The sequence below is a fragment of the Spirosoma foliorum genome (genome assembly GCF_014117325.1).
Lineage (GTDB): Bacteria > Bacteroidota > Bacteroidia > Cytophagales > Spirosomataceae > Spirosoma > Spirosoma foliorum.
Genome location: NZ_CP059732.1, coordinates 5,665,169 through 5,691,658, shown reverse-complemented (window position 1 = coordinate 5,691,658; position 26,490 = coordinate 5,665,169). Strand labels below are relative to the sequence as shown.

At 47.9% G+C, this 26,490-nt stretch carries 22 protein-coding genes; 9 read left to right on the top strand and 13 right to left on the bottom strand.

Features of this window, described 5'->3' with window-relative positions; genetic code table 11:
- Window positions 1–3 precede the first annotated feature (3 nt).
- The 6 genes from H3H32_RS24100 to mgtA all read left to right on the top strand — a co-directional run bounded on the left by H3H32_RS24100 (window position 4) and on the right by mgtA (window position 11,161).
- Window positions 4–1,581, top strand: a complete 1,578-nt coding sequence (locus H3H32_RS24100; protein WP_182458151.1) for a RagB/SusD family nutrient uptake outer membrane protein — start codon at window positions 4–6, stop codon at window positions 1,579–1,581.
- A gap of 285 nt (window positions 1,582–1,866) precedes the next feature.
- Complete coding sequence (locus tag H3H32_RS24095; protein WP_182458150.1) at window positions 1,867–3,321, top strand: class I SAM-dependent DNA methyltransferase; 1,455 nt, start codon at window positions 1,867–1,869, stop codon at window positions 3,319–3,321.
- A complete protein-coding gene (locus tag H3H32_RS24090; protein WP_182458149.1) occupies window positions 3,318–4,529 on the top strand; it encodes a restriction endonuclease subunit S in 1,212 nt (403 codons plus the stop codon). The genes H3H32_RS24095 and H3H32_RS24090 overlap by 4 nt, the downstream gene beginning before the upstream one ends.
- Window positions 4,530–4,561: 32 nt before the next feature.
- Complete coding sequence (gene hsdR, locus H3H32_RS24085) at window positions 4,562–6,886, top strand: EcoAI/FtnUII family type I restriction enzme subunit R (protein ID WP_182458148.1); 2,325 nt, start codon at window positions 4,562–4,564, stop codon at window positions 6,884–6,886.
- Between the two features lie 734 nt (window positions 6,887–7,620).
- Window positions 7,621–8,439, top strand: coding sequence for a universal stress protein (locus H3H32_RS24080; protein ID WP_182458147.1), 819 nt, complete (start codon window positions 7,621–7,623; stop codon window positions 8,437–8,439).
- A gap of 148 nt (window positions 8,440–8,587) precedes the next feature.
- Window positions 8,588–11,161: a magnesium-translocating P-type ATPase gene (gene mgtA, locus H3H32_RS24075; protein WP_182458146.1), complete on the top strand. Its 2,574-nt coding sequence runs from the start codon at window positions 8,588–8,590 to the stop codon at window positions 11,159–11,161.
- A gap of 125 nt (window positions 11,162–11,286) precedes the next feature.
- On the opposite strand, the gene glgP is transcribed toward mgtA, so the two are convergent.
- Window positions 11,287–12,954: an alpha-glucan family phosphorylase gene (gene glgP, locus H3H32_RS24070; protein ID WP_182458145.1), complete on the bottom strand. Its 1,668-nt coding sequence runs from the start codon at window positions 12,952–12,954 to the stop codon at window positions 11,287–11,289.
- A gap of 154 nt (window positions 12,955–13,108) precedes the next feature.
- Here glgP and H3H32_RS24065 point away from each other — a divergent pair, with 154 nt between their 5' ends.
- Both H3H32_RS24065 and H3H32_RS24060 read left to right on the top strand, forming a co-directional pair.
- The gene (locus H3H32_RS24065) at window positions 13,109–14,392 is read left to right on the top strand and encodes an acetate/propionate family kinase (RefSeq protein WP_240543477.1); all 1,284 of its coding nucleotides are present in this window, start codon (window positions 13,109–13,111) and stop codon (window positions 14,390–14,392) included.
- Window positions 14,389–14,799 (top strand): response regulator, encoded by a 411-nt coding sequence (locus H3H32_RS24060; RefSeq protein WP_182458144.1) that lies wholly within the window; start codon window positions 14,389–14,391, stop codon window positions 14,797–14,799. The genes H3H32_RS24065 and H3H32_RS24060 overlap by 4 nt, the downstream gene beginning before the upstream one ends.
- A 121-nt stretch (window positions 14,800–14,920) precedes the next feature.
- Here H3H32_RS24060 and adhP read toward each other — a convergent pair whose 3' ends face one another.
- The 4 genes from adhP to H3H32_RS24040 form a co-directional block, all read right to left on the bottom strand.
- Window positions 14,921–16,006, bottom strand: a complete 1,086-nt coding sequence (gene adhP, locus H3H32_RS24055; RefSeq protein WP_220472559.1) for an alcohol dehydrogenase AdhP — start codon at window positions 16,004–16,006, stop codon at window positions 14,921–14,923.
- A gap of 107 nt (window positions 16,007–16,113) precedes the next feature.
- A complete protein-coding gene (locus tag H3H32_RS24050) occupies window positions 16,114–16,512 on the bottom strand; it encodes a hypothetical protein (protein WP_182458143.1) in 399 nt (132 codons plus the stop codon).
- An 8-nt stretch (window positions 16,513–16,520) separates the two neighbouring features.
- Window positions 16,521–17,411 carry a universal stress protein gene (locus tag H3H32_RS24045; RefSeq protein ID WP_182458142.1) on the bottom strand — a complete coding sequence of 297 codons (891 nt, stop codon included), beginning with the start codon at window positions 17,409–17,411 and terminating at the stop codon, window positions 16,521–16,523.
- 16 nt (window positions 17,412–17,427) lie between these two features.
- Window positions 17,428–17,928, bottom strand: coding sequence for a hypothetical protein (locus H3H32_RS24040; protein ID WP_182458141.1), 501 nt, complete (start codon window positions 17,926–17,928; stop codon window positions 17,428–17,430).
- Between the two features lie 197 nt (window positions 17,929–18,125).
- On the opposite strand from H3H32_RS24040, the gene H3H32_RS24035 reads away from it, so the two are divergent.
- Window positions 18,126–18,953: a universal stress protein gene (locus H3H32_RS24035; protein WP_182458140.1), complete on the top strand. Its 828-nt coding sequence runs from the start codon at window positions 18,126–18,128 to the stop codon at window positions 18,951–18,953.
- 99 nt (window positions 18,954–19,052) lie between these two features.
- On the opposite strand, the gene H3H32_RS24030 is transcribed toward H3H32_RS24035, so the two are convergent.
- From H3H32_RS24030 to H3H32_RS23995, 8 genes are all read right to left on the bottom strand, one after another.
- The gene (locus H3H32_RS24030; RefSeq protein ID WP_182458139.1) at window positions 19,053–19,502 is read right to left on the bottom strand and encodes an OsmC family protein; all 450 of its coding nucleotides are present in this window, start codon (window positions 19,500–19,502) and stop codon (window positions 19,053–19,055) included.
- A 28-nt stretch (window positions 19,503–19,530) separates the two neighbouring features.
- Window positions 19,531–19,746 carry a YgaP family membrane protein gene (locus H3H32_RS24025; protein ID WP_182458138.1) on the bottom strand — a complete coding sequence of 72 codons (216 nt, stop codon included), beginning with the start codon at window positions 19,744–19,746 and terminating at the stop codon, window positions 19,531–19,533.
- Between the two features lie 46 nt (window positions 19,747–19,792).
- Window positions 19,793–20,668, bottom strand: coding sequence for a universal stress protein (locus H3H32_RS24020; RefSeq protein ID WP_182458137.1), 876 nt, complete (start codon window positions 20,666–20,668; stop codon window positions 19,793–19,795).
- A 114-nt stretch (window positions 20,669–20,782) separates the two neighbouring features.
- Window positions 20,783–21,904 (bottom strand): DUF6544 family protein, encoded by a 1,122-nt coding sequence (locus tag H3H32_RS24015; protein ID WP_182458136.1) that lies wholly within the window; start codon window positions 21,902–21,904, stop codon window positions 20,783–20,785.
- A gap of 63 nt (window positions 21,905–21,967) precedes the next feature.
- Window positions 21,968–22,957, bottom strand: coding sequence for a 2-hydroxyacid dehydrogenase (locus H3H32_RS24010; protein WP_182458135.1), 990 nt, complete (start codon window positions 22,955–22,957; stop codon window positions 21,968–21,970).
- A gap of 123 nt (window positions 22,958–23,080) precedes the next feature.
- Window positions 23,081–23,536 (bottom strand): pyridoxamine 5'-phosphate oxidase family protein, encoded by a 456-nt coding sequence (locus H3H32_RS24005; protein ID WP_182458134.1) that lies wholly within the window; start codon window positions 23,534–23,536, stop codon window positions 23,081–23,083.
- A 146-nt stretch (window positions 23,537–23,682) separates the two neighbouring features.
- On the bottom strand, window positions 23,683–24,732 hold the full coding sequence (locus H3H32_RS24000; protein WP_182458133.1) for a response regulator: 1,050 nt from the start codon (window positions 24,730–24,732) through the stop codon (window positions 23,683–23,685).
- A complete protein-coding gene (locus H3H32_RS23995; RefSeq protein WP_182458132.1) occupies window positions 24,710–26,314 on the bottom strand; it encodes a sensor histidine kinase in 1,605 nt (534 codons plus the stop codon). Before H3H32_RS23995 ends, H3H32_RS24000 begins: the two co-directional genes overlap by 23 nt.
- Window positions 26,315–26,490: the final 176 nt, after the last annotated feature.

The following is a 26,490-nucleotide window of genomic DNA, read 5'->3' as shown; positions in this document are numbered from 1 at the left end:
AAAATGTCCTTAAAAAATAACGTAGTTCGTATTTGTACACTTGGTCTGATCGTAAGCCTTGTTGGGTGTACCGATCTGGAAGAGAAGTTCCAGGGCGACCTGACTGCCAGTCAGATCAGTACGTCGACCTCGGCTAATACAGCCGCCCTACTGACCGGGGTTTACAATTCAATCCGGGAGCCTTTCCAAAACAATTCGCAGCTAAACGCGCTCTGCGAAATGACTACCGATGCCATGATGGGCCCAACCCGTGGGCCAGACTGGGACGATAATGGAACCTGGCGCCAGTTGCACCAGCATCGTTGGGACGGTAATCACATCCGTATTATTAACACCTTCAACAACATGAGTGGAGGAATTTTTGCCGCTACCGATATGCTGCGATTCAATCCAACGCCCCAGCAGGCAGCCGAAGCCCGGTTTTTACGGGCCTGGTGTATGTTCTGGTTGCTGGATTTGTACGATCAGGTACCTTATCGGGAGCCGGGAGAGAGTGTGGTACAAGCGTCCAAAGTACGTAAAGGCCTGGACGCCCTGAACTACATTATCAGCGAAGTAACAGCCATACAAGGGAACTTACCGGAAGGACCAGCGGGGCTGGCCAATAAAGATGCCGCCCGTGTGTTTCTGATGAAATTATACCTTAACAAAGGGGCGTATACCAACCGGGCTACGCCAACCTTTGCGGCAGAGGATATGAACAAGGTCATCAGCTTGGCCGACGAGATTATTAACAGCAATAAGTACTCGTTCACGGCTAATTATTACGACAATTTTGCGCCCAACAACACGACGATCGGCAAAGAAAACATCTGGACCCAGGAGAACGTAGGGGGCGTATCGCCAAACGCGAACTTGCGAAACCGATGGGTTACATTCCTGCACCCCAACCAAAGCCCGAATGGAAACAATGGCTGGGTAATTCTGCCGGATTTCTACGATAAATACGAGGCTACCGATAAGCGATTGGGCGCAGCTTATAAAAGTCCGGGTGGTCTGGCTAACCCAGGCAATCGTATCAATACAGGATTCCTGATTGGTCAGCAGTATAATTTAACGACAGACGCTCCTCTAAAAGACAGACCCGGTAATCCCTTGATTTTTTCAAAAGAGGTAAAGATTATCGAAACGGGCGCTAACCTGGAGCTGCCCGGAATCAGACCGATCAAGTACCCGATTGACTATGCCAATGATGGTAGTCGATTGATTGATAATGACTACGTTTACTTCCGGTTACCTGACGTGTTGCTGATGAAAGCGGAAGCTATTTTACGGGGTGGCACGGCCACCAATGCAGGCGCTTACGGTAATACAGCCCTCTCCTTGGTTAATGCCATTCGCACGCACTCCTCACGGGGAGCCACCGCCTTAACGACTATTGACTTGAATACGTTGTTGGACGAGCGAGGTCGGGAGTTGTATATCGAGAATTGGCGACGGCAGGATCTGATCCGGTTCGGCAAGTTTTTGCAACCGTTTTACGAGAAGAATTACACGAGCGATCCGAAGTATCTGTTATTCCCAATCCCAATTCAGCAAATGGCGGTTAATTCGAATATAACCCAGAATCCGGGTTACTAGTGTAAGAAACTGTTGGTAAGCGCTGAACAACATAAGCAGGTCAGTAAAGGGCCACAACGCCTTTTGCTGGCCTGCTTGCTTATGTTGTGTGGAGATAATCCATAGAAACTAGAACAAGATACTACTCAGGTTGGGGCTCAGAAAGGGCTATCTGCCGATGCACTGGCTTGCTCAGGTTTGCGACCGTCTCAAAAGCTAAAATCGACTCCTCTTTTCCCAACTTAAAACGTCATGGATTCCGTATGTTTGTACATGGGCGACGAATAACGCGTTAATAAATACACCATGTTTGAACAGACGTTTAAGAATATTGACGACATCCTGCACAAGGATGCCGGTTGTGGCAGTGAGTTGGATTATGTGGAGCAAACTTCCTGGGTGCTGTTCCTAAAATACCTCGACGATTTAGAAAAAGACAAACAAACGGCCGCCGAACTGAAAGGCATTGACTATACGCCCATCATTGCGCCCGAATACAAATGGACTGCATGGGCGGCTCCTAAAACTCCACTGGGCCTGATTGACCACCAGGTAGCCATGACTGGCGACGACCTGAAAGACTTTGTGGACGATAAACTCTTTCCCTATCTCAAGAAATTTAAGGTCGATGCCGAACACGCCGACACCATTGAATACAAGATTGGGGAGATCTTCAGCGAACTCAAAAACCGGTTGCAGAGTGGCTACAACCTGCGTGAGGTTATTAACCGTATCGACCTGTTGCGTTTTCGGACACATGCCGAAAAGCACGAGATGAGCCACCTCTATGAGGACAAGATCAAAAACATGGGCAATGCGGGCCGAAACGGGGGCGAATACTATACACCCCGCCCGCTCATAAAAACCATTGTGAAGGTGGTTGCCCCCGAAATTGGCCAGAAAATTTACGATGGCGCATCGGGTTCGGCGGGTTTTCTGGTAGAAGCGTTTGACTATTTAAAAGCGGGTAAAAACTTATCGACCAAAGACCTCGAAACGCTACAGAAAAGCACGTTCTACGGCAAGGAGAAAAAGTCACTGGCCTACATTATTGGCACCATGAACATGATTCTGCATGGTGTAGAGGCTCCAAACATCATTCATACCAATACGCTGGCCGAAAACCTGGCCGATATTCAGGAGCGCGACCGCTACGATATTGTGCTGGCCAATCCGCCTTTTGGTGGCAAGGAACGGGCCGAAGTGCAGCAGAATTTCCCGATCAAAACGGGCGAAACGGCCTCGCTGTTTATGCAGCATTTTATCAAGATCATGAAAGCCGGAGGCCGGGCGGGCATTGTGATTAAAAACACCTTCCTCTCCAATACTGATAATGCCTCGGTGAGCCTGCGTAAACTGTTGCTCGAAAGCTGCAACCTGCATACGGTGCTCGATTTGCCCGGCGGCACCTTTACCGGCGCAGGTGTGAAAACGGTCGTGCTGTTTTTTGAAAAAGGGGCACCCACCCGCAACGTCTGGTTTTACCAGCTTAACCTCGACCGTAATCTAGGCAAAACAAACGCCCTCAACGAGCGCGACCTGGCCGACTTTGTAGCCCTCCAAAAAACCAAAGCCAACTCCGACAACTCCTGGACGCTCAACATAGCCGACATTAACCCCGCTACCTACGACCTCTCGGCCAAGAACCCGCACAAAAAAGAGGAAGTTGCGTTACGAGAACCCCAGGAAATCCTGGCCGAAATGCGGGCTTTAGATGAAGAAAGTGCAGACATTTTAAACGGCATCTGGGAACTGGTATGAAGACGGATTGGGAAGTAAAGACGCTGGGAAATGTCATTCAAAAGACAGAAAATATAAATCCTGCTCAAAGTCCAGATAAAGAATTTGATTATATAGATGTATCCAGTGTTGATAATGAAACTTTTTCGATTGTCAGTACTAGTAGACTAACAGGAAAAGAAGCCCCTAGTAGGGCAAGGAAACTTGTCAGGACAAATGACATAATATTTGCTACTGTAAGACCAACGCTAAAACGTATCGCCATTATTCCGGATAAATTTAATGGTCAAGTGTGTAGTACTGGTTACTTTGTTTTGAGAGCTAATGAATACATCGACTACAAACTCATCTTTTATTTTCTTCAGACAGATGGCTTTAATGCAGAAATGCAGAAATTACAGAAGGGCGCAAGCTATCCGGCTGTAACCGATGGAGAAGTAAGAGGACAAACAATTTCATACCCCAAATCCCTCCCCGAACAACAACGCATCGTAGCCATTCTGGATGAGGCTTTTGCGGCTATTGACAAGGCCAAAGAAAATGCCGAAAAGAACCTGCAAAACGCTCGCGAGTTGTTTGAATCCTATTTGCAGTCGGTTTTTGCCAATCCGGGTGAGGAGTGGGTAGAGAAGAGTTTAGGAGAAGTTTGTAGTATTTCATCAAAACTAATTGATCCTCGAAATACTGAATTTCTTAACGTACTTCACGTGGGCGGTGCAAATATAGAATCATTGACAGGGAGGTTGATCGAGTTGAAAACTGCCCAAGAAGAAGGGCTCATATCAGGAAAATTTTTGTTTGATGAATCAATGGTTCTCTATAGTAAAATCCGGCCATATTTAATGAAAGTTGCTAAGCCTGATTTTTGTGGATTATGTAGTGCTGATATATATCCGCTATCGCCATTTAAGGATAAAATGATTCGTGATTACCTTTTTTACCTGCTTCTTTCACATGATTTTACTCAATATGCTATTAAAGGGTCTGCAAGGGCTGGTATGCCTAAAGTAAATCGCGAACATCTATTCGAATATAAGTTCTATATAGGTTCAATAACGGATCAAACCAGTATCGTCGCCAAACTTGATGCCCTTTCCGCCGAAACCAAAAAACTCGAAGCCATTTATCAGCAGAAATTGACGGATTTAGATGAATTGAAAAAAGCGATTCTGCAAAAAGCGTTTCAGGGCGAGCTGACCAACACTGCCGCTACTGCCCTGGCGCTATAAACCAGCACCTACCTAAGCCACACCTTCCTACCATGAACGAAACCGAAACCAGGGCCGAATTGATCGACCCAAAACTAACCGCCAGCGGCTGGGGTGTAGTCCCCAACACCAAAGTCCTGCGCGAATTCATTATTACCAACGGGAAAATCCAGACCGGGGGCGGCCGGGGCAAACAGCTCAAAGCCGATTATGTACTGATGTACAAGGGCATTAAGCTGGCCGTAATAGAAGCCAAAAGCAACGAGCTGCCTGTAGGTGAGGGCGTGGCGCAGGCCAAAAACTACGCCCAGATGCTCGGTCTGGAAACTACCTACGCAGCCAACGGGAAGGAGATTTACCGGATCGACATGAAAACCGGTCAGGAAGGGCTGGTAGCCAATTTCCCCACACCCGATCAACTCTGGAACAAAACCTTCGATAATCCCAACCACTGGCGCGATCTGTTCAATGCCGTACCCTTTGAGGATGTCGGCGGCACCAAAGGAGCGCGGTATTATCAGGAACGGGCAGTTAACAATGTAATGTCGGCCATTGCCAAAAACGAGCAGCGTATATTGCTCACGTTGGCTACGGGTACCGGCAAAACGTTTATTGCGTTTCAGATTGCCTGGAAGCTCTTCAAAACCCGCTGGAGTCTCCGGCGCGATGAATCCCGCAGGCCCCGCATCCTGTTTCTGGCCGACCGCAACATCCTGGCCGATCAGGCATTCAACGCGTTTTCGGCCTTCCCCGACGATGCGCTGATCCGGATCAGTCCGCTTGAAATCCGGCGCAGAGGGAGTGTACCCACCAACGGGAACATCTTCTTTACCATTTTCCAGACGTTCATGAGCGGAACCGACGCCAGCGGTAATCCGACGCCCTACTTCGGGGCCTATCCACCCGATTACTTCGACTTCATTATTATCGATGAGTGTCACCGGGGCGGAGCCAACGACGAAAGCACCTGGCGGGCCATTCTGGAATACTTTGAACCCGCCGTTCAACTGGGTTTGACGGCCACGCCCAAACGTGATGTTAACACCGATACGTACCGCTACTTTGGCGAGCCGGTTTACATTTATTCGCTCAAAGAAGGTATCAACGACGGCTTCCTGACGCCCTTCAAGGTCAAACGCATCCAGACCACCCTCGACGAATACACCTACGTATCGGACGATAAGGTGATTGAAGGGCAGGTAGAGGCTGGAAAGAAGTACAAAGAGAGTGACTTTAATCGCACCATCGAGATTACCGAACGCGAAGCCAAGCGAGTTCAACTCTACCTAACCGAAGCCGACCAGCGGGAAAAAGCCATTGTTTTTTGTGCCAACCAGCCCCACGCGGGCATGATCCGCGACCTGATCAACCAGCAGAAAACCAGCCGTGATCCAAACTACTGCGTGCGCGTCACGGCCGATGATGGTCCACTGGGCGAGCAATACCTGCGTGAGTTTCAGGATAACGAAAAGACCATCCCAACCATCCTGACCACCTCGCAGAAACTATCGACTGGGGTTGACGCCCGCAACATCCGTAACATCGTGTTGCTGCGCCCCGTCAATTCCATGGTTGAATTCAAGCAGATTATTGGCCGGGGTACGCGACTGTTTGATGGCAAAGAGTTCTTCACCATTTACGACTATGTGGGTGCCTACGAGCACTTTATAGACCCCGAATGGGATGGCCCACCCGATGAGCCGGAACCTAAGCCCGAGCCCAAACCTTACCCAATTCCACCACCGTCGGGTGGCCCCAAAGACCCACCAGGAGGAGGAGACGACTATAAACCAAAACTGAAGATAAAACTTCGGGATGGAAAAGAACGGGAGATTCAGCACATGATGTCTACCTCGTTCTGGAGTGCGGATGGCCGCATCATTTCGGCGCAGGAGTTTTTAGAAGCTTTATACGGCACGCTTCCTGATTTCTTTACCGATGAAGAGGAGCTTCGGTCCATCTGGTCGAACCCAATGACCCGAAAAACCCTGCTGGCTAATCTGGCCGAAGCAGGTTATGGCAAAGATGAGCTAATTGCGTTGCAGCGGCTTATCCAGGCCGAGAACAGTGATTTATTCGACGTACTGGAATACATTTCCTTTGCCCGAAAACCAATTAGCCGTGCCGATCGTGTAGCCGAAGCCGAGTCTACCATCTTTGCCTTACTGACTCCTCAACAAAAGGAATTCCTGGAGTTTGTATTAGACAAATACGTAGAGAGCGGTGTAGATGAACTGGATCAGGAAAAGCTACCGAGCCTGTTGGAATTGAAATACCACTCTCTGAACGATGCTGCCGAGCGTCTGGGCAGCGTAGCCGCCATTCGTTCCACGTTTATCGACTTTCAGAAACACCTGTACGAGCAGAAAGCCGCGTAGTGGAGTTTTAACTGGATTATCTGGTCATCAATTTATTGATAGGCTTCTTAACCTGATAGTTTTTTGTGTAAAAGAACGATTAACAGGTTTATATTAACGTGAATTATGACCAATTTACAACTAGCATGATACTAGTTTTTTGTCATCCCGACGCCGGGAGGGATGACAAAAAACAATACTATAAATAACTAATAATCAATTGATAAACCCAGATTTTATCCATAATTCACGTTAGATTAGATTTTAGATCGGGTATAACCGCAAACTGGCTAAACGTGGTGTTTGAAATAGTAGTCTGAGCTTTGTTGGGGAGCTTTTTCAGGCCAGCATCTGAGTAGTAAAGGTTTATATATTTTCGTATTCTCTAAAACCAATCAAAGTGGAATTTTTTAACGTGTTTTCAATTTCAAAATTCAGATAGGAAAGGATTCTTTAATGAAGGATTAGGCTGCTTGTAAACTAAAGTTTTGTGAATCTCTTCTTGGTAATTCTATGAGTCTTTGATTATCTGCCTCTAGCGTCTTACTCGTAACGCTTGCAATGGCTTTGCTTTCAGTTAAGATAACGTTGTCGACACAGGCAGTTGGCTGACTAGAATCACCCGCTCCCCTAAGGCAACTCAGCCCCAGACTTTTACTAGCCGTGTATTTTTGACCTGTCAACTTGTTGCGATAGCGCCTAAAAAAGTCCTTCGCGATTACTCCGATTTTCAAAAATCTATAGCTAGCTGCTTTATGAAAACCATTCTTCTTGCCACCGATTTTTCAGCTAATGCCAAACAGGCGGCTTATTTCGCGGCCAATTTGGCCAAAGAGAATAAAGCTCAACTCATTCTATTTCATGCGTTTCATCTCTGGCCTGATAATCCTGCTAAAGAAGGCGACTTCCCTTTATCAATCAAGGCAATGCAGGAGAGCAATGAAAAGGCCTTGAATCATCTGGCTAATGAGATTCAGAACAAAGTTCATCCTGATAAACCGATACAGTGTATCGTGCGGGAGGGACATACGATGAATGCCATTCGTGAGGCAACAAAAACTGTACACGCCGATTTATTAGTCATGTCGACTGTAGGAACGGCACCTGCCAGTGCCCAGTTAATGGGGAGCATTGCCACCGGTATGGTGTCCGAAACGAACGTGCCACTTTTGCTGATTCCGCCAGGAGTTGGTTACGCCCAACTTAAAAACATTGTCCTTTGTATCGATCTGAACCAGCCACCTGATTCAGTGGCTATGGAAACCGCACTTACACTAACCCGAACGTTTGGTTGTGTTATTAACGTGCTATGCGTTAGCGAGTTTCCTGCTGATGAGGAGCTAAAAGAGCGAGCGGAAAATATCCGGCGATTGTTGATTCCTCAACCCCATACGTTGAGTATTGTGACCGGCGATGAGCTATACGATACATTACTTCAGTTTGCTCATACGAACAAAGCTGATCTGATTATGATGCTGCCTCAGTATAGAAACTGGTTCCAGAAATTATTCTCGGAAGGCGAAACGCAGCGGATAGCTCGACTGACAGACATCCCGTTATTGGCCGTTGTTTAGTCAAAATGAGTGAATGATACTATGCCAAAAGACCTGAGACTGATAATGAATTGCACAACAGGTGCGTAGATGGAGGAACGTGAGTTTAAATGAACCAGTCCGGGTTTCCTGGACTGGTTATTAGTTTACGAACCGATTGATTGAACAAATGACCAGCGTCGATACATTACCGATCGAAGTCACCCAACTGGAAACGTATTGGGCCATGCGACCTAATACCTTGCTAGCTAAGTTACAGACAACAGAGTCAGGGTTGCAAACGGAGCAAGTTGAGCCGATTCGCCAGAAAACGGGTTCGAACCAACTCCAAACGAAAAGTCAGGTATCGGCCATTGGCTTACTGCTGCGTCAATTCAAAAGCCCGATCTCGCTGATTCTGTTGGGGGCTTCGGTGCTTTCATGGAGCCTGGGTGATACGACGGATGCTGGTATCATTTTCGCTATCATTTTTCTGAGTGGGCTATTGAGTTTCTGGCAGGAAAAAAGTGCGTCGAACGCCATGCGGGAATTGCTAGCCATTGTAACGGTAAAAACGACGGTATTCCGAGATGGGACCCAAATCGACATTCCTGTTGAAGAACTTGTGCCGGGCGACGTGGTAAGCCTGCGGGCCGGTGATCTTATTCCTGCTGATTGTTATTTGCTGAATGCCAACGAATTATTCGTTAATGAAGCCGCGCTGACGGGCGAAACCTACCCCGTCGATAAACATCCTGACGTACTCACTGCCGATTTACCCATTGCCAAACGGCATAACGCACTGTTCATGGGTTCTCACGTGGTGAGTGGAAGTGGTCGGGCGGTTATTGTTCAAACCGGACAGCAAACCGAACTTGGTCATATTGCCCAGCGAATCAGCAGTATGCCACCTGAAACGGATTTTGAGCGGGGTATTCGGCAATTCGGCTACTTACTTATGGAAATTACGCTTCTGTTGGTCATTCTCATATTTGCCATTAATGTGGGACTGCATAAGCCCGTATTGAACGCCTTTCTGTTTTCATTGGCGATTGCCGTTGGCCTGACACCACAACTATTACCGGCCATTATCAGCATCAACCTGGCTAAAGGAGCCAGCCGAATGGCCAAACAGCAGGTAATTGTCAAGCGACTCTCGTCCATCGAAAACATTGGGAGCATGAACGTTCTCTGTTCAGATAAAACGGGAACCTTAACGGAAGGGCATGTTCGGGTAGACCGGATTATAGACAGCAAAGGGCACCCCTCAACACGTGCACAATTAATGGCCAGCATCAATGCGCAGCTTCAACAGGGATTTCGCAATCCAATTGATGAGGCCATTCTGGCATTCAACCAAACGGATGTATCACTCTATGCGCGTGTCGATGAAATTCCCTATGATTTTATCCGAAAACGGCTCACCATTCTGACGGAAATTGAGGGGCAGACGGTGATGACCACCAAGGGAGCTTTGCAAAACATTCTGGATGTATGCCAATTTGTGGATGCGGGAGCAGGCTCTATTGTACCACTGGCCGACTGCCTGGCAGCGATTGAAGCACTGTATGAGCAACTTAGTGGTCAGGGATTTCGAACGTTGGGCCTCGCCACCAAACTAACCAATGGGAAACGCGACATCGAAAAACGGGATGAGGTCGGCATGACCTTCCTGGGATTCATTACCTTAGTTGATCCGCCCAAAGTCGGGATTGCCCAAACGTTGACTGACCTGAAAAGGCTTGGCATTCAACTAAAAATGATTACCGGCGATAATGGGCTGGTAGCCAAATGCGTCGCGCGTCAAATGGGAATCGACTGTCCCGAGGTACTAACTGGATCATCCTTGCAGCAACTGAGTACAGAAGCCTTACGAAAAAAAGTGACTGACGTTCATGTATTTGCCGAAGTTGAGCCGAATCAAAAAGAAAGCATAATCCTGGCGCTACAAAAATCGGGTTATGTGGTTGGGTACATGGGCGATGGCATTAATGACGCCAGTGCTCTGCACGCAGCCGATGTCGGCATTTCGGTCGATTCTGCCGTAGACGTGGCCAAAGAATCGGCAGACATTGTACTGCTTCAACAAAACTTAAACGTATTGATCGACGGGATTCGGGAAGGTCGCCGGACATTTGCCAACACCATGAAATACATTTTCATGGCCACCAGTGCCAACTTCGGTAACATGTTCAGCATGGCGGGAGCGTCGTTATTTTTGCCGTTCCTGCCGCTGTTACCCACGCAGATTCTGTTAACGAACCTGCTCACCGACCTCCCAGAAATGACCATTGGCTCCGACCATGTTGATGCTGAAGGTGTCAGAAAGCCTACCCAGTGGGATCTGGGGTTTATTCGGCGGTTTATGATAAGCTTTGGCCTTCTCAGCTCTCTATTCGACTATATCAGTTTTGGCGTATTGATCTGGCTATTCAAAACCAATGAGAGTTTGTTCCAGACGGGTTGGTTTGTCGAGTCGGTTCTGTCAGCGTCAACCATCGTACTGGTCGTTCGTACACGCCGGGCGTTTTATCGTGCCAAACCGGGTAAATGGCTGGCCATCGCCACAGGTTTTGTCGCCATTGTCGTCGTGCTATTGCCACTGACGTCTCTCGGTCGCCTGTTTGGTTTCAGCCCACTGCCTATTCCCTTATATGGAGCGGTACTGGGTATCGTTGGCGTTTATGTTGTATCGGCAGAACTACTGAAGCACTGGTTTTACCGACATTTTTCGGCCAGACAGAATCGGCAACATCAATCCTAATTAACGCGAATTATGGAGGATTTACGAATAGAATTATACTAGTTTTATGTCATCCCGACATCAGGAGGGATCTTCGGTAAATAACCAGTTGCCGAAGATCCCTCCTGACGTCGGGATGACAAAAATTAAACCGCCACGGCTTCTCCCCGCGAATAAATGGCCTGCGGAAGTGAGTACAGTTTCTCGTAATAATCGCTGGCCATCCGATTCGAATCGAAGTAAGGTACAACGTCCTGAATACTGTTTGCCATAAGCCGTGCCCACTCCTGAGGCTGCTCATAATACATTGGTAAGATGACTGTCTCCAATAACGTATATAGGTTATCGGCATCGAAGGCATCCTGCTCATGCACTGGCCCGCTCAGGTCAGCCTCAGGTAATACAAAACTATTCTGCCCATTACGGGCAAATTCAGGAATCCAACCGTCGTTCGTCGAGCAGTTAATGGCTCCATTCATAGCGGCCGTCATACCGCTGGTGCCCGATGCTTCGCGCGTCAGGCGCGGGGTATTCAACCATAGATCCGCTCCTTGTTTGAGAAGTTTAGAGAGATAGAGTTCGTAGCCAATCAGCACGGCACAATTGGCGTATTGTTTGGAAACATGCACCAGTCGATCGAACGTACCGATACTGGAATAATCGAACGGATAGGGCTTTCCTGCCCAGATAATTTGCAGGGGATAGCGTGAATTGGTGAGTAGCCGATCAAATCGAGCCAAATCGGTTAGTAGCAAATCCGCCCGTTTGTAGCCCGCAAACCGACGTGCCCAGACCAGTGTAAATACCTCGGGCTTGAACAGGTCGCCCGTCTGATTCGCAACCAATTCGAACAAGGCTTTTTTATTGATTCGCTTTCGGGTTTGGAGGGTAGTATCGTCGTTCGTCGCTGCTGCCTGGTTTAATGCAGGGTCACCCCAAAAGGTTTGATTCTGGGCGTTTGTGATCGCTAGTATTGGGCAAATAGCCGAAACCCCTTGCCACATTTGCTCACTGACCTGCTGATGTTTCTTCGAGACGGCATTCGCTCTTCCCGCCATCCGAAGTGCGCCTAATGCCCAGTTAAACAAATCATCGTTGATGCCCGTAAGTTGACGAACGGTTTCTAACGGCAATTCATCAAAAAAGCCCATCCGATCTAATAAGCGAATATCCGTTCGTGGATTACCAGCCTCTTCGGGTGTGTGCGTTGTAAACACCAGTCGTTCCCGAACGGCTTCCAGGCTTCCTAACTGATTGTATAAGTAAAACCCGAGGGGCAAGGGGTGGCTCTCGTTCATGTGGTACACATCGGGAGTAATGTGTAACTGTTCCAGCAATTTAGCTCCGCCAATGCCCAACAGAATACTCGACGCAATACGGGTTTCCGGATTCGGGTCGTAGAGTTTATGACAGATCGTTTGCGCCAGGTAGTCGTTCTCGGGCAAATCTGTTGATAAAAAATAGGTAGGTACAGTCTCAAAAACCGTTGGCGGCAGGTAATAAGCCGTGACCCAGACGGGCGCGTGGTTGACCAGAATCTGAAATTTCAGATTGGTTGGTTCCAGAAAACTATAGTGCTTTTCCATGAATAGCACATCCATCGTCTGATCCGCCTTACGCACCTGATCATAATAGCCATACTTCCACAGAATGCCCACGGCTACGATCGGTTGATGCAGCTCATAGGCGCTTCGCATGTGGGAGCCGGCCAGAAAACCAAGGCCACCTGAATAGGTTTTAAGAGCCTGCACGTAGGCAAACTCCATCGAAAAATAAGCGATTTGTCGAGAGAAGGGGGCAACCGTAGAATCCATACGAGAAGAGAATGGGTGTGTATGCGTTTCGGAGTCGAAGATCGGTGTTCGTCACCGTTATCGATCTGAGAGGAAGCAGGTAGCCCGTTGATTTTTATCAGAACGAGTGATACCAAACAGTTGTTTGAATGAGTCGTATCATAGCTGTTGATACATGTATTTCTCAGCTTTACAAACGAAACGTAGCCCGCCTGACCAATGGCTGTATTTCCTGATTATGGATGAAGGTTTTCAAAAGGTAACCAGCTTAGCACTTATTCTGAACAGTGGGTCGTCAAGTTTAAAATTTGCCGTTTATACCCCTGATGAACAACTGTGTCTGGCGGGCAAATTAACCCGTATCGGTTTGCCGAATGGGCAGTTTCAGGTAACCGACCAATCGAATCAGACGCATGTTAGTCAACACGATTTGCCAGACCATGCCACTGCCCTCACAACGCTCTTCAACTGGCTTTCTACACAAACGAACGTCAAACTTAGCGCGGTAGGACACCGGTTGGTGCATGGAGGATCGCATCGAACACCGCAACGGGTCACCCCAGAACTGTTGACCGATTTAAGGCTATTGATTCCTCTGGCACCTGACCATTTGCCCGCAGAAATTAGTTTGATTGAAACGGTTAGTCAACTATACCCTGATCTGCCCCAAGTGGTTTGCTTTGATACGTCCTTTCATAGGACTATGCCTGATACCGCAACCCGGTTACCGCTACCCCGACAACTGGCCGATGAAGGTCTTATCCGCTACGGATTCCACGGATTGTCTTATGAGTATGTAGTAAATCAATTGGCAAAAGAGGCTGGCCCAGTAGCGGCTCAGGGACGTGTTTTAATTGCACACCTGGGAAATGGTGCCAGTATGGCCGCTGTTTATCAGGGAAAAAGTCTGGACACAACGATGGGCTTTACACCAACTGGCGGTTTAATGATGGGTACCCGAACGGGCGACCTCGACCCTGGTGTTTTGTTATATCTAATCAGGAATAGGCAGATGGATGCATCCACGCTGAGCCATTTGCTGAATGATGAATCGGGCCTACAGGGTGTTTCGGGCATAAGCTCCGACATGCAGGAACTGCTTCAACAGGAAAGTCATAATCAGGCGGCAGCTCAGGCCATTGACCTGTTTTGTTATCTGGCCCGAAAACAACTGGGAGCGATGGCTACCGTACTGAATGGTGTTGATACACTGATCTTTACGGGTGGCATTGGCGAAAATGCGCCTGCTATTCGGGCCCGCATTTGTGATCAACTTGATTTCCTTGGAATCAAAATTAACCCAGAACGGAACACATCGAGTGCGGCTATTATCTCGCCAGAAGGGCATACGCCTATAGTGCGTGTTATTCCCACGAATGAAGAAATTATCATTGCCCGCTATACCTGGCAACTCCTTTCGCTTACTAACCCAACTTCACTTAATTCCTCTTTGCCATGAACCAGACACGAATACTCATAACCGATGATGACGACGATGATCGTTTGTTTTTGCGAAAGGCAATAGAACGACGCATAAAAGAAGCCATTGTCTATGAAGCACTGGACGGAGCCGATGCCTTAAGGCAACTTGCAACACCGTTAAACCGTCCGAATTTCGATCTGGTACTTCTGGATATCAATATGCCCTTAATGAATGGATTTGAGGTGCTGGATCAGATTCGCGCATCACCTGATTTAAAATACATGCCAACGGTTATGCTGTCGACCAGCAACCATCCCGAGCAAATTCATTCAGCCTATAAAAAGGGGGTAAATGCCTATCTCAAAAAGCCAATTACCTATGCTGACTATGATGCGCTGGTCGTGGCTATTGAAACTTGTTTTCTAAAAGTTGCTTCGGAGTAAGTGAGCTGCTTCGTGTTTATTTTAGGACTTTCGCTTAAAGCCGAACCCCGGTTCTGTTGAACTGTATAATTAACCGGGGCACGGCTTTGAACGAAAGTTCTATAGTCTTACTCGCATCTTTTTAGGCGATTACGTCAGCCAGTGTGTAGTTAAGCTGTGTTTGGTGCTCTTCTTTAGTGTCAGAAATACGGAGCACAACCCGTCCATCTATTTTACCGGCCGTCATATCGGCTAGTACCTGATTGATATTCTCCAGTCGATCGGAATGATAATGAACCTTTACTTTTCCATCGGCAGCCAGCGCCAAACTCTCGACCAGATCCTGCCGCGTACCCACAATCGATCCCCGTATTGTTTTTCGGGTCAATACCAGATCGAAGATATTCATGTCAAAATCACCCGGTGGTAACCCAACCAGCGCCATAGTCCCATGCCGACGAAGCATACCAACGCCCTGCGCAAAAGCAGAGCGGGATACGGCTGTAACCAGTACGCCGTGTGCCCCTTTGATGCGTTGCTGGATCGCGACAACGGGGTCTTCAGTAGCGGCATTAATCAGCAGATCTGCCCCCACACTTTTCGCCAAGGCTAATTTATCGTCCTGAATATCGACGGCTGCTACTTTCATACCCATCGCTTTGGCGTATTGAATCGCCATATGCCCTAACCCGCCAATGCCGGAAATAACGACCCACTGGCCGGGCTTGACTTCGGTTTCTTTCAACCCTTTGTAAACCGTAACACCTGCACACAAAATGGGAGCGGCTTCCTCGAAGGATAAGGAATCTGGTAAATGACCGACATAATTTGGATCGGCCAGTACATATTCGGCATAGCTGCCCTGTACCGAGTAGCCGGTATTTTGCTGGCTCTCGCAGAGGGTTTCCCAGCCCGTATGACAATGTTCACAATGGCCACAGGCCGTATACAGCCAGGGAACCCCAACCCGGTCCCCAACCTGTACATGGGTTACGCCCTCACCAATAGCGACTACGGTACCCACACCCTCGTGGCCCGGAATCAGAGGTAGGTTCGCCTTAACCGGCCAGTCGCCATTGATCGCGTGCAGGTCGGTGTGGCAAACTCCGCAGGCCGCCACTTTTACTAAAATGCGCCCCGGTGTAACGGTTGGCACGGGAACTTCTTCAATCTGGAGAGGCTGACCGTAACTCCGGGCAACAGCCGCTTTCATTGTCGATGGTATCATAGGTTGATTGATTAAGGATATCGAAAAACGAAGTATCCAATACGCGTTAACGGTTATTGGGTAAGTAAGGCAAAAGTAGATGCCGGGCTTTTTGTGATGATTGCGAATCAGAATGTCGGTTGAGCCGTTATATATTGCCGGATTTCCGTTTTAAAGACTCGGAAATCGGCGTGAAAACTATCCATCTCTGTCTGGACATACTGGTGGGTGAGCCGTGAATCGGTATCCAAAACGTGGTCGACGCGGACACCGGCAGCTATTTGTTCATCAAGCTGCTGCATTTCTTCCTGTAACCGCTTGATGAGTCGTCGAAAATGATGGAGCTGGGCCAGTTCGGTCTTCCAGGCTTCGTCGCGTGCGGATGGGGCAGGCTCTGTATCCGCGTGTAGGGAGTTGAGAAGTACTTCCCAAAAATTCACTTCCTGAAGTGCAATATCCAGTTCACTCTGCCACACCCGGTGTAGTAAGTGAACATCGATTAACTGACGGTATTTTTCGGTTCTCATGGTCTGATTTACAAAAAAGTAGCAAACGGAATTTTATCCAGTGCGGATGATTCATTTAGGCTAATCGACTGATGATTAATGTCGTACAGGCTCAGCAACGGCACTGAAGGATGGAACGCTACAGACCGGCTGACACTTTTGTGAAGCAGCACATCAAAAAAGCTTTTGTGGTGCGGAAGCATCACCAGCAAATCGACGGTATGCGTTTTTACATACGCATCAATGCCGTGTAATACGTTGTCGTCATGGATGGTATAGGTATCGGTCAAAACACTTTCCAAAGCCCTGAGAACATATTGGCGGCTAAGCTCTGACGCTGGTGCCTTGGTACCTAGCGGATTTTCGATGGTCAGTAGGGTTAACCAGGCGGCTTTCCGGTTGGCCAATTCGCTCAGCAATCGAAGTGACTGTACGTCAACGATTGATCGGTAATCGGTTGCCAGAACAAGTCGGTCAACTGGCCGAATCGGGGCGTCGTCCGGCACAACCAGAACATTGGTTTTGGCTTCCCGAACCATTTCGGTGGCCACGCTTCCCAATAGCTCACTCCAACCCGATCCGGTGGCTCCCAGCACGACCAGATCAAATTTAGTCGTCTCTTTGGCCAGCAACTGGTTCACGACTCCGGTTGGTTCGCCCATTCTCAGTAGCGTACGATAGGTATGATAAATTGGCTCTGGGGCCTGAGCCAGTTCCTGCTGGAGATGATTCAAGGATGCTTCCGCTGTTTGCCAACGTTCTGCCAGTAGCGTTGCCCCTGCAAATTCCATTTCCGGCTCCAGGGGGCATACGTGAAGTAAACAGAAATCGACGGCTGTATCCCCAAATAAGGCCTGTGTGTAAGCAATGGCATGCCGCGAAGCAGCCGAAAAATCAGTTAATAACAGAATTGTATACATGCGGGAAAGAGGTTTATTAATCAATGGGCAAAAAGACACGTTCATGCCTGCGAACTTTCCTAATGGCAGGTTGGGGAACTCGCTGATAAAGCTGGAAAAAGGCCATTGCCAGGAAAAGCGACGCCGGGAAAGCCGACCCCAAGCCGAGTGGGGCAATGGCCAGGCAGAAAACCACACCACCTAAGCAACCCATACGGAACCAGTCGCCTTTCAGAAACATAGAAACGGCAATCAGCACTTGCGCAACACCGATACTAAGCACAATAGGCGTGGTGAACGTATCGAACAGGCCCAGGATAAATCGCCTGTATAACGGGATGGCATAATCTGCGAAACTCTGATAGACCCAGGGCGTTTCGAGGGCATTTCGACTATTGACAAACGCAGCTAAACCAAAGAGCACAAAGAATAGTACCCGAGTGGTTGTCGGCCAGCGATAACTGCCAATCAGTTGCACGACTGAGAAGATATTCGTGACGACATAGGCGATGGTTAGAAAATGGTCAAGTGTTTCCATGAGTGACAGGAATTTTGACGTTGCTCAAGACTATTAGGGCCGTTAATCTGCATCAAAGCTAGGCATCCTATCTCCTTGAAGCCCAGAGGTAACTCAGGCTGAACTATGATATAAATCAGCAGTTTAAAGGTCGCATATCAGTGTATAGGCTTGTTTGCGGGACTTACTTTGTTTCGTTCATTTTAACCGGCATAGTCATGAAAACGATTGTTGTTCCCACCGACCTGAGTCCCGAATCCGATGCGGCTTTATCCGTTGCTGTTGATTTAGCCAGAACATACCCAGCCAGAATCCTCCTGCTGCATTCCGTGGTCTATCCTTTACCAATGCCTGCTTATGCAGAAGCCGCAACGATTACGGTGAACCGTACGGTAGAAGAAATTCAGGAGATCGAACAAACAGCAAAAACAGCACTGGAGCGGATGGCATCGAACAGTGCGTATAAAGGAGTGACTATACTCCCAACTTTATTGACGAATGGGCAGGGGCTTGTCGACAATGTTGCCGACCAGCCGGCTGACCTAATTGTAATGAGTTCGGAGGGAGCATCTGGTCTGGAAGAGTGGCTGATTGGCTCGAATGCAGAAAGTATTGTTCGGTATGCGCATTGTCCGGTACTGATTATCAAGAAGCCTGTTGCCCATTTTCGGCCCGAGAATATTGTCTGCGCCATTGACCTTGATGACCGACTAAAAACCACTCAGCACTATCCATTTCAGCTGGGCGAACAGGGGTTACACCAGTTTTTGTATGTACTGACGCCCACCGACAATCGGGTTCCGGAAGGAATACGCGACTGGGTAAATGAGTTAGCCAAGGCTAAAGGAATTACGGAATTCGATTGTGCGATACATCAGGCCAGCACTGTGGCAGAGGGGATTGTTGAGTATGCGGACGAGGTAAATGCGGATTTGATTTTAGTATTCACGCATGGCTACAAAGGGTTACGGCATCTATTAGCAGGTAGCGTTGCCGAAGATGTTCTGAATCATTCAACGAAGCCAGTTTTAGTGATGCGCGTGTGAGGCAAAAAAGATAATAATGCCCTGCTCTATGTTGGAGCGGAGTTGGCGCGACAAACGAACCCCCGGATACGTAGGTCTTACGTATCCGGGGGTTCTGGTTTAATCATAGTCCTTAACGATTACCCGAATATCGGCTTTACTGGTGACGACTGAACGGATAGAATTTGCGATCAAACAGGCTTTTTCGGCTTTCTGAAGTACCCGTTCACCTTTCTCTATATCGCTGTCATCGACAAGCACTAACTTGGGGTAAAGCTGTATCTCGCTGATCTGTAGCTTACTGTCTTTATTTTCCAGTTTACCAACTGCCCGACAGTCGAAATCATCAAAGTCGAGTTTTGAATTTTCGGCAATCGCCAGAAACGTAGTCATAAAACAACTCGACACCGCAGCAACCAGCAAATGTTCGGGCGACCAGACGCCAGGGATGCCTTTCGGAAACTCAGGTGGCGTAGCCACATCAATAGATTCGGTCAGTGTAGGCGAACTAAGCTGACCTAAACGAGCATATTGCCAACCCAGGTTCACTTCATAATAATGTGGTTCCATTGAAATATAGGTTGAAAAAGTAAGTTCGTTAATTCAGGTGTTTTCGTACTCGGTTTGTTCGAATACCAAAAGGCAGGTAAAGCGGACAAAATCGAGTAAAGCTAGTTAACACAAATACGCCAGCGAAGACTAATGCTACAATGCCCCAGGTGCCGGTCAACGTACCAGTTGCAAAGAGCCCAATCAATCCAATAGCCACAACAAACCGGATGATCCTATCCGCAGAACCCATATTGCTTTTCATAATTGCCTGTATTTAAGTGTCTTAGGTGAATTAGATTGCGTACGAATCAAAGTAGAACTTCGCCTTTAAGGCTGCGCTCTATAATGTCCTCCGATGATCGTTCCTTATCTGCCAGAACGGCCAGTGGAATCATGGGTTTGTAAGCTAACTGGCGCGTGAGGCTGCGATTGAGCAACACATCCAGAAGGGAACGGTGGTGGCAGACGGTTACCAGCAGGTCTACATAATGCGAATCGATAAAATCCTCGATACCCACCCGCAAACCAACGTGCGATTCAATCGCTTCATTACTGTTAAGATCTGCAAACTGGGCCCGATAGGCATCCCGCACGGCTTTACTAGGTGCGCTGGTTAGCGTGTCATCGGCCAGAATAGTCAGGAAGGTAAGCTCGGCCTGATGCTGGCTTACTAATTCGGATAATACTTTTCGGGCGCTTTCCCCAATCGGCTGGTAGTCGGTGGCAAACACTACGTTCGATAAGGGGCCAGGTGGCTCGGAGAACGGAATAACCAGGACGTTGCATAGGTTAGCTCGTACCAGTGCGGTTGCCAGGCTACCAACAGTAATGGCATTCCCGCTTCCAGTTGTCCCAATCACTACCCAACCAAAACGCTCCATCTGGATGAGTCGTTTGATTGCAGTTTCGGGATCAGTAGGTACGGCTATCGTGCGCACCCGGCGCTTTTCTTTCGTACTTGGTAGCCTTTGTTTAATTTCATTTTCTAACTCCAGTAGGTTGGTCTCCACCTGCTCAAGTAAGCTGGCGTAAACAGCTACAACATCTGAAGCCACGGTCAACGATGTACCAAAGGCATTTAGCAAGACAAATTCGACAGGTGTATTACTGAAATAACGAAGGGCGCATCGAATAGCGTTTTTCGAGGTTTCTGAAAAATCAGTTGGGAGCAGTATCTTTTTCATGGAGGTCAGCTGAATAGGTTGAGTACAAACTAACCTGGTTTGCGCCTTAAGTCCCATGACCGTGATTAGCCACTTCCCTGATTTCGCACATAGCTGAATACCAGGCGTATGTACTCAATAGAGCATTTGTTTGTTGTAATCTATATCGGTAATCTCCCATTGGTAATACGTGAAATCACCAGCATCTAATTTCCACATAACATCTCCCTTAACGGGAATGCGTATGCCATTCATAATTTTCCAGCCTCGAACTGGAATATACCAGCTCTCTAATCTGCTCGCAGCATCAGCCTCTTTATACCGTTTGGCAGTCACACTGATCAGTCGATACTGGTCATCGAAAGAAAAAAGGGCTGACGCCGTGACGCCTTTATACGTAATTGTAGCTACTGCACTCGTAGCGTCGAAGCATTCCCAGGTGATGAACGGGCTAAGGGCGGCCGATGGATACCAGCACATCTCACTCAAATAACGGAGCAGCTCTCCCTGGTCAAATTTTGAATTGGCCGCATTGACCAGGGGAAGAAAAGACAAGGCATTTATCCGCATGTTACCTTTACCATTGATGTATTGATCCAGACCTGCCAATGGCAAAAAGGGTAGCAGTTTTACATCTGCTTTCCAGACAAATCCCGGCTTATCTACATTAATGTACTGTTCTGCTTTGGTAGGCATCCATTGGCCATCGGGGCTTGTGCGCATGAATCCCTGCTGACGGAGTCGTACCAGATGAATTCGCTCTTCACCAACGACTCCGCTTGCTATCAACCATTCCCGAACGGGTGTGGGTAGGCCGGTAAGCATTGGTTTGGTAATGACCGATCGATCTGAACTTTCGGGAGTCATCAGTTGCCAGGCCTGCTGATCTGCAAATTGCTCGAATCGGTTATGGGCATTCGTTAGCCCAATGCCGAACAGAATGAATACATTGATTAGGGTTCCTGCCTTCGCGTCTGGCCAGTAGAGAATAATGAGTACTTGTGAAAAGGCGACGCAAACCAGTGTAACAGTTATCCACCAGTTATTCTGAAACCAGACCAAGACCGTAGACCACAGCAAACACAAACCCGTTAGTAACCAGAAAAAGCCTAGAAGTTTTGACGTACCAGTTGACAATGGAATTATTGTCTTTTCACTCATCTGGGTTCCAAGCGCAATAACCCACTGATTTACAAAACCCAGCATATGGATCAAGCCGTGAATGAGTAACAGCGAAATAAACAGGGCGCGTAGCATGCCGTAATCAGGTTTAGTGGGAATTGCACGAAGAGTTAATGACTTTGCCAATCAGTCAGGCTATTAGTACAGGGACGCTTTGGTAAATAGAATGGTCTGCTGGCTTTCGTAGAAAGTAAATTGGTTGAGTAAGTTTCGAGCCGTCTGACGGAGCGCTTCTTCAGTCAGGAATGCCTGGTGTGCGGTCAGCAGAACGTTCGGATGATTTCGTAATCGGTTTAACAGCTCATCCGTAATCGGTTTGTTCGTGTAGTCGTAATGAAAATAGGCACGTTCCCACTCATACACATCAGCGGCATAACCGGCCAGTTGGCCAGCGTCAAGGGCATCCAGTATAGCCATTGTATCCACCAGACGACCCCGAGCCGTATTAATCAGTACCGTAGTCGGTTTGAGCGCAGACAAGGTATGGCTGTTAATGAGGTGATCGGTGAGAGGGGTTAGGGGGCAATGCAGGGACAGGATATCGACTTGCGGCAACAGGTCAGATAAAATACCGTATTGAATGCCTGCTTCTATATGCCTGGGGTCTGGCCGAATATCATAAGCCAGTACGTTGCAGCCGAAACCCAGCATAATTCGTGCAAAAACGCTCCCGATCCGGCCAGTACCAATAACACCCACCGTTTTACCATGCAGATCAGTACCGATCAGGCCATCAAGAGAAAAATTACCTGTACGAACGCGGGAATTTGCTTCGGGTAAGTGGCGGATTAGTCCAAGCAATAAGGCTACGGCCTGTTCAGCAACTGCGTACGGCGAATGGCCGGGCAAGCGTAAAAGCGTAATACCAAATTCAGCCATTGCCTGCGAATCAACAGTATCCTGCCCGACACAGCGCATGCCAATAACCGATACATGGAGCTTTTTCAGGATTTTCAGAACTGGTCGGCTGAGGTCATCTTTAACAGAGGCACAAACGGCCCGATGACCAATGGCTAATGCTGCCGTTTCCAGGGTTAATGGCTGAGGGATGTACGTGATACAGTGATTGGAAGCTAACTCGTACCAGGGCTCTTCAACAGGGAGCGCACTGAAAAAAGCGATTTTCATAACTAGACGAATCTAAATTTGACCGCAACAAAACTGGGTTTCCAGCGAGCAAAACCCTATGATATCGGTCAGGTCATCCTATGATTTGTCAGCATAATTTACAATCCACTCACCGTCTCCCAATCAATTTTGATCGGGAGAGTACTCGTAACAACGTCCGGTTTTGCGGCCAATTCGAATTCGATAGACAACGGGATACACAACTTTATTACCAGTTGGAGAATCTACGCCGGGATAGCCAAATCGTTCGTCGGCAAAGACGGGAATTTTACGCTGGCGAAGCAGAAAAAGGGCATCATCCCGGTCTTCATCCTTTAGCTCTTCAAAAATCCCTTCTATAACCACACTTCGCCAAAGGGTGGGGGTAACAACTTCGTCAATCTCGAAGGCGACATGTGGATTCTCGTGCAGAAGTTGCGTTTTGGTGCCCTGTCGGGTAAGTCCATAAATAAAATGCCCGTCGTAATAATACGCGACGGGTTCAATGAGAACACGGTCATTGGCAGCACAGCCAATGCGACCAAAGTACTGATTGGTCAGCATTGATTCGACTACATCCGGAGAAAGTTCGCTTAGCATACCTTAAGGAGCGGGCTGGCTAATCAAAACCGCTACGCTAAAAATAGGGCGATATTTAGCCGAAAGGAATGCTGATTGTCAGTCAGAACGATGATCCTCGGCAGGCTACTCTTCACAAATTTGGGAAAGGTATCGTTTCCCGCTCATTACCAGTTAGCCCGGCGTAGTTTTTCTGGTTTTAGTAGTCGAATCGCACCCATTGGCGGAAATATCTCAATCAAACCATCCTGTTTAAACTCACTCAGCGTGCGTATGAGCGATTCGGTAGCCGTTCCCGTCAGGGCGGCCAGATCATCGCGCGAAAGTTGGATGATGGTGTCGGGCTGTTGCTCGTTCAACCGAAGCAGCGTATCGGCGACTCGACGTCGGAGCGAATTATAGGCCATACCGAGGAGTTGATGTTCACGTTCACCAACGCGGCCCGCCAACAACTTAATAAATTGCTGACTCACCTCCGGATTGACCGACACGAGTTGGAGGAAATCCTCTTTGGGAATGTATACCAATTCCGAATCCTCCAGGGTAATGGCAGAGTCCGTATAGTCTCCGTCTTCAAAGAGCGCAAAATAGCCAAAGAATTCCCCTGTGTTGTAGATACCCGTGATGAGTTCTTTCCCATCCGTTGTATTCCGGACCGTCTTGACCTTGCCGGACTTAAGGAAATACAGCCGAGTCGGTTCATCTCCCTCTGAATACACATATTGTTTTTTGCGTACGGAATGAGCTTTCCGATCTGCCGACAAACTGTTTAAACCGCCAATGGCCTGTGCGTCGTCAAGGAACTGATTTAACCCGTTTTGTTGCAGATCGTAAGAAGGGCGCAACGTAGCGAATCGATTTAATCGGCTTTCAATGGCGCTGAGTAATTCCGATTCCTCAAACGGTTTGGTTAGATAATCGTCAGCACCGAGTTCCATTCCTTTGCGGAAATCGACCCGTTCCGTTTTGGCAGTTAAAAATATAAACGGTACCCCGGCCAATTGCGGGTTTTTAGTGAAGATCTGCAATACCCCATAGCCGTCCAAAACCGGCATCATAATGTCACAAATGACTAGGTCAGGTTTTGTTTCCAGCGCCTTTTTAACGCCCTCCTTTCCGTTTTCGGCCGTAAGTAGTTTATAACTGGCTAGCTCCAGAATTTCGGCGGTTGTTTCGCGAATTGCTTCGTTGTCTTCAATCAAGAGGATGGTTTTCATAGGGGAAGGTGATCGTTACAGTTGTGCCTTTATTGAGTTCGCTTTGCAGGGTAATCGTTCCTCGCATGAGTTCAACGTATTTAGCCACTATGTGAAGCCCCAGGCCCGTACCCGCTATGTTAGCTGCGTTTTTGGCCCGGAAAAATTGCTCAAACAGGTGCTGTTGATCATCAATGGAAATCCCAATGCCCTGATCTTTTATAATCAGCATGATCCGCTGTTCATCAGTAGTAGCTAAAATCCGGATAATCGATTCTTCGCCCGAGTATTTTATCGCGTTAGAGAGAAGATTGACGATTATCTTACGAAGTAAGGATGGGTCGAGCCAAATGAGATATGGGCAGTGGATATCCGTTGCAATCATCTGTCCGGCTTTCAGAAGACTTTGCATATCGCCAATGACCTCATCCACCAGTTGAGAAAGATCGACTAAAGTTGGGTTTGCGATAACTTTTCCTTCTTCGAGCTTGCCAACGGATAAAAATTCTTCTAGAATTTCATTCAAATGTTTGACCGACATACGAATCCGGTGCAAATGATTCTGGCGTTTCGGCTGCTGATCTGTGTCTGGGTATTTCTCAATCAGGGTAGTTGAGTTCAGAATGGCTGTCAATGGAGTGCGAAACTCGTGGGATGCCATTGACACAAATCGGGATTTTAATTCACCCAATTCACGCTCGGCTTTGAGCGACTGGGCTAACTCTTCTTTTGACGTTTCTAATTGCCTCAGTGTATTCATTAAGGCATGCGTACGATTGATTACTTTTTGTTCGAGTTCGGCGTTCAATCGTTCCAGCTGATCTTTTTGGTCTAATACCTGTTTCTCTACCCCCTTTTTGAGGGTAATGTCGATAATGTAAGCCACTGCGTACATTGTATTATCGAGCCGGAAATAACTCAGGCTCACTTCGACCGGAAACAGCGACCCATCCTTACGCTGCGCATACAGATCTCGGTTATGGCCCATTGGCCGGGCCTGCGGATGGTCAATAAAGGATTGGCGAAGTTTCTGGTGGTATTGACTGATGCTTTGAGGAACCAGCTGATCAATGGGCAACTCTATTAATTGATTTACGCCATACCCGAATAACTGTCCAGCAACCTGATTGGCCGACACGATTTTCCCCTGCTGATCGCACACAATAATGCCGATTGTTGCGTTCGTAAAAACGGCTTCATACCGCCGAACGCTATGATCTAACTCTTGTTCAGCACGGTGTAAACGATCCAGGTTGGTAATTCGGATAAGGGCCAGCTGACCATCGGCAAATGGCTCCACAATGAGTCGGCCCCAGAATGTTTCGCCAGTATACCGCGCTATTTCGGTCTCCTCTTCATAATATCCCTGCTGAAGGATTTGGGTAATAGCCTGGGCCCGCTGTTCGGGTGTAAGCTGTTTTTTTCGGAAAGAGAACTGGGGCTGATCGATCAACAATTGTTCCGACGGATAGCCAAGCATCTTTACACCAATCTGATTAATCCGAACGTAGCAATCCTTCTGAAAATCATATACTCCCAAAAAGTCGACGCCCTGTTCAAATAGAACATTTAGCAAGCCGCTGGCATACGGTTCTCTATGCATAGAATTGGTTCTGAAATGCGCTAATATGATCGATTTTTCAGGTGAGTTCTAAAAATAATGTTGATTGAAAAATTAGCAAAATCTACAGAAAACTATTGACAGTCAAAAGGTTGTCTAAGTTTTGGTGCAAAAAACGCTATGCAGGGTTTAATCGAACAGGACTAAGATTAGCCAAA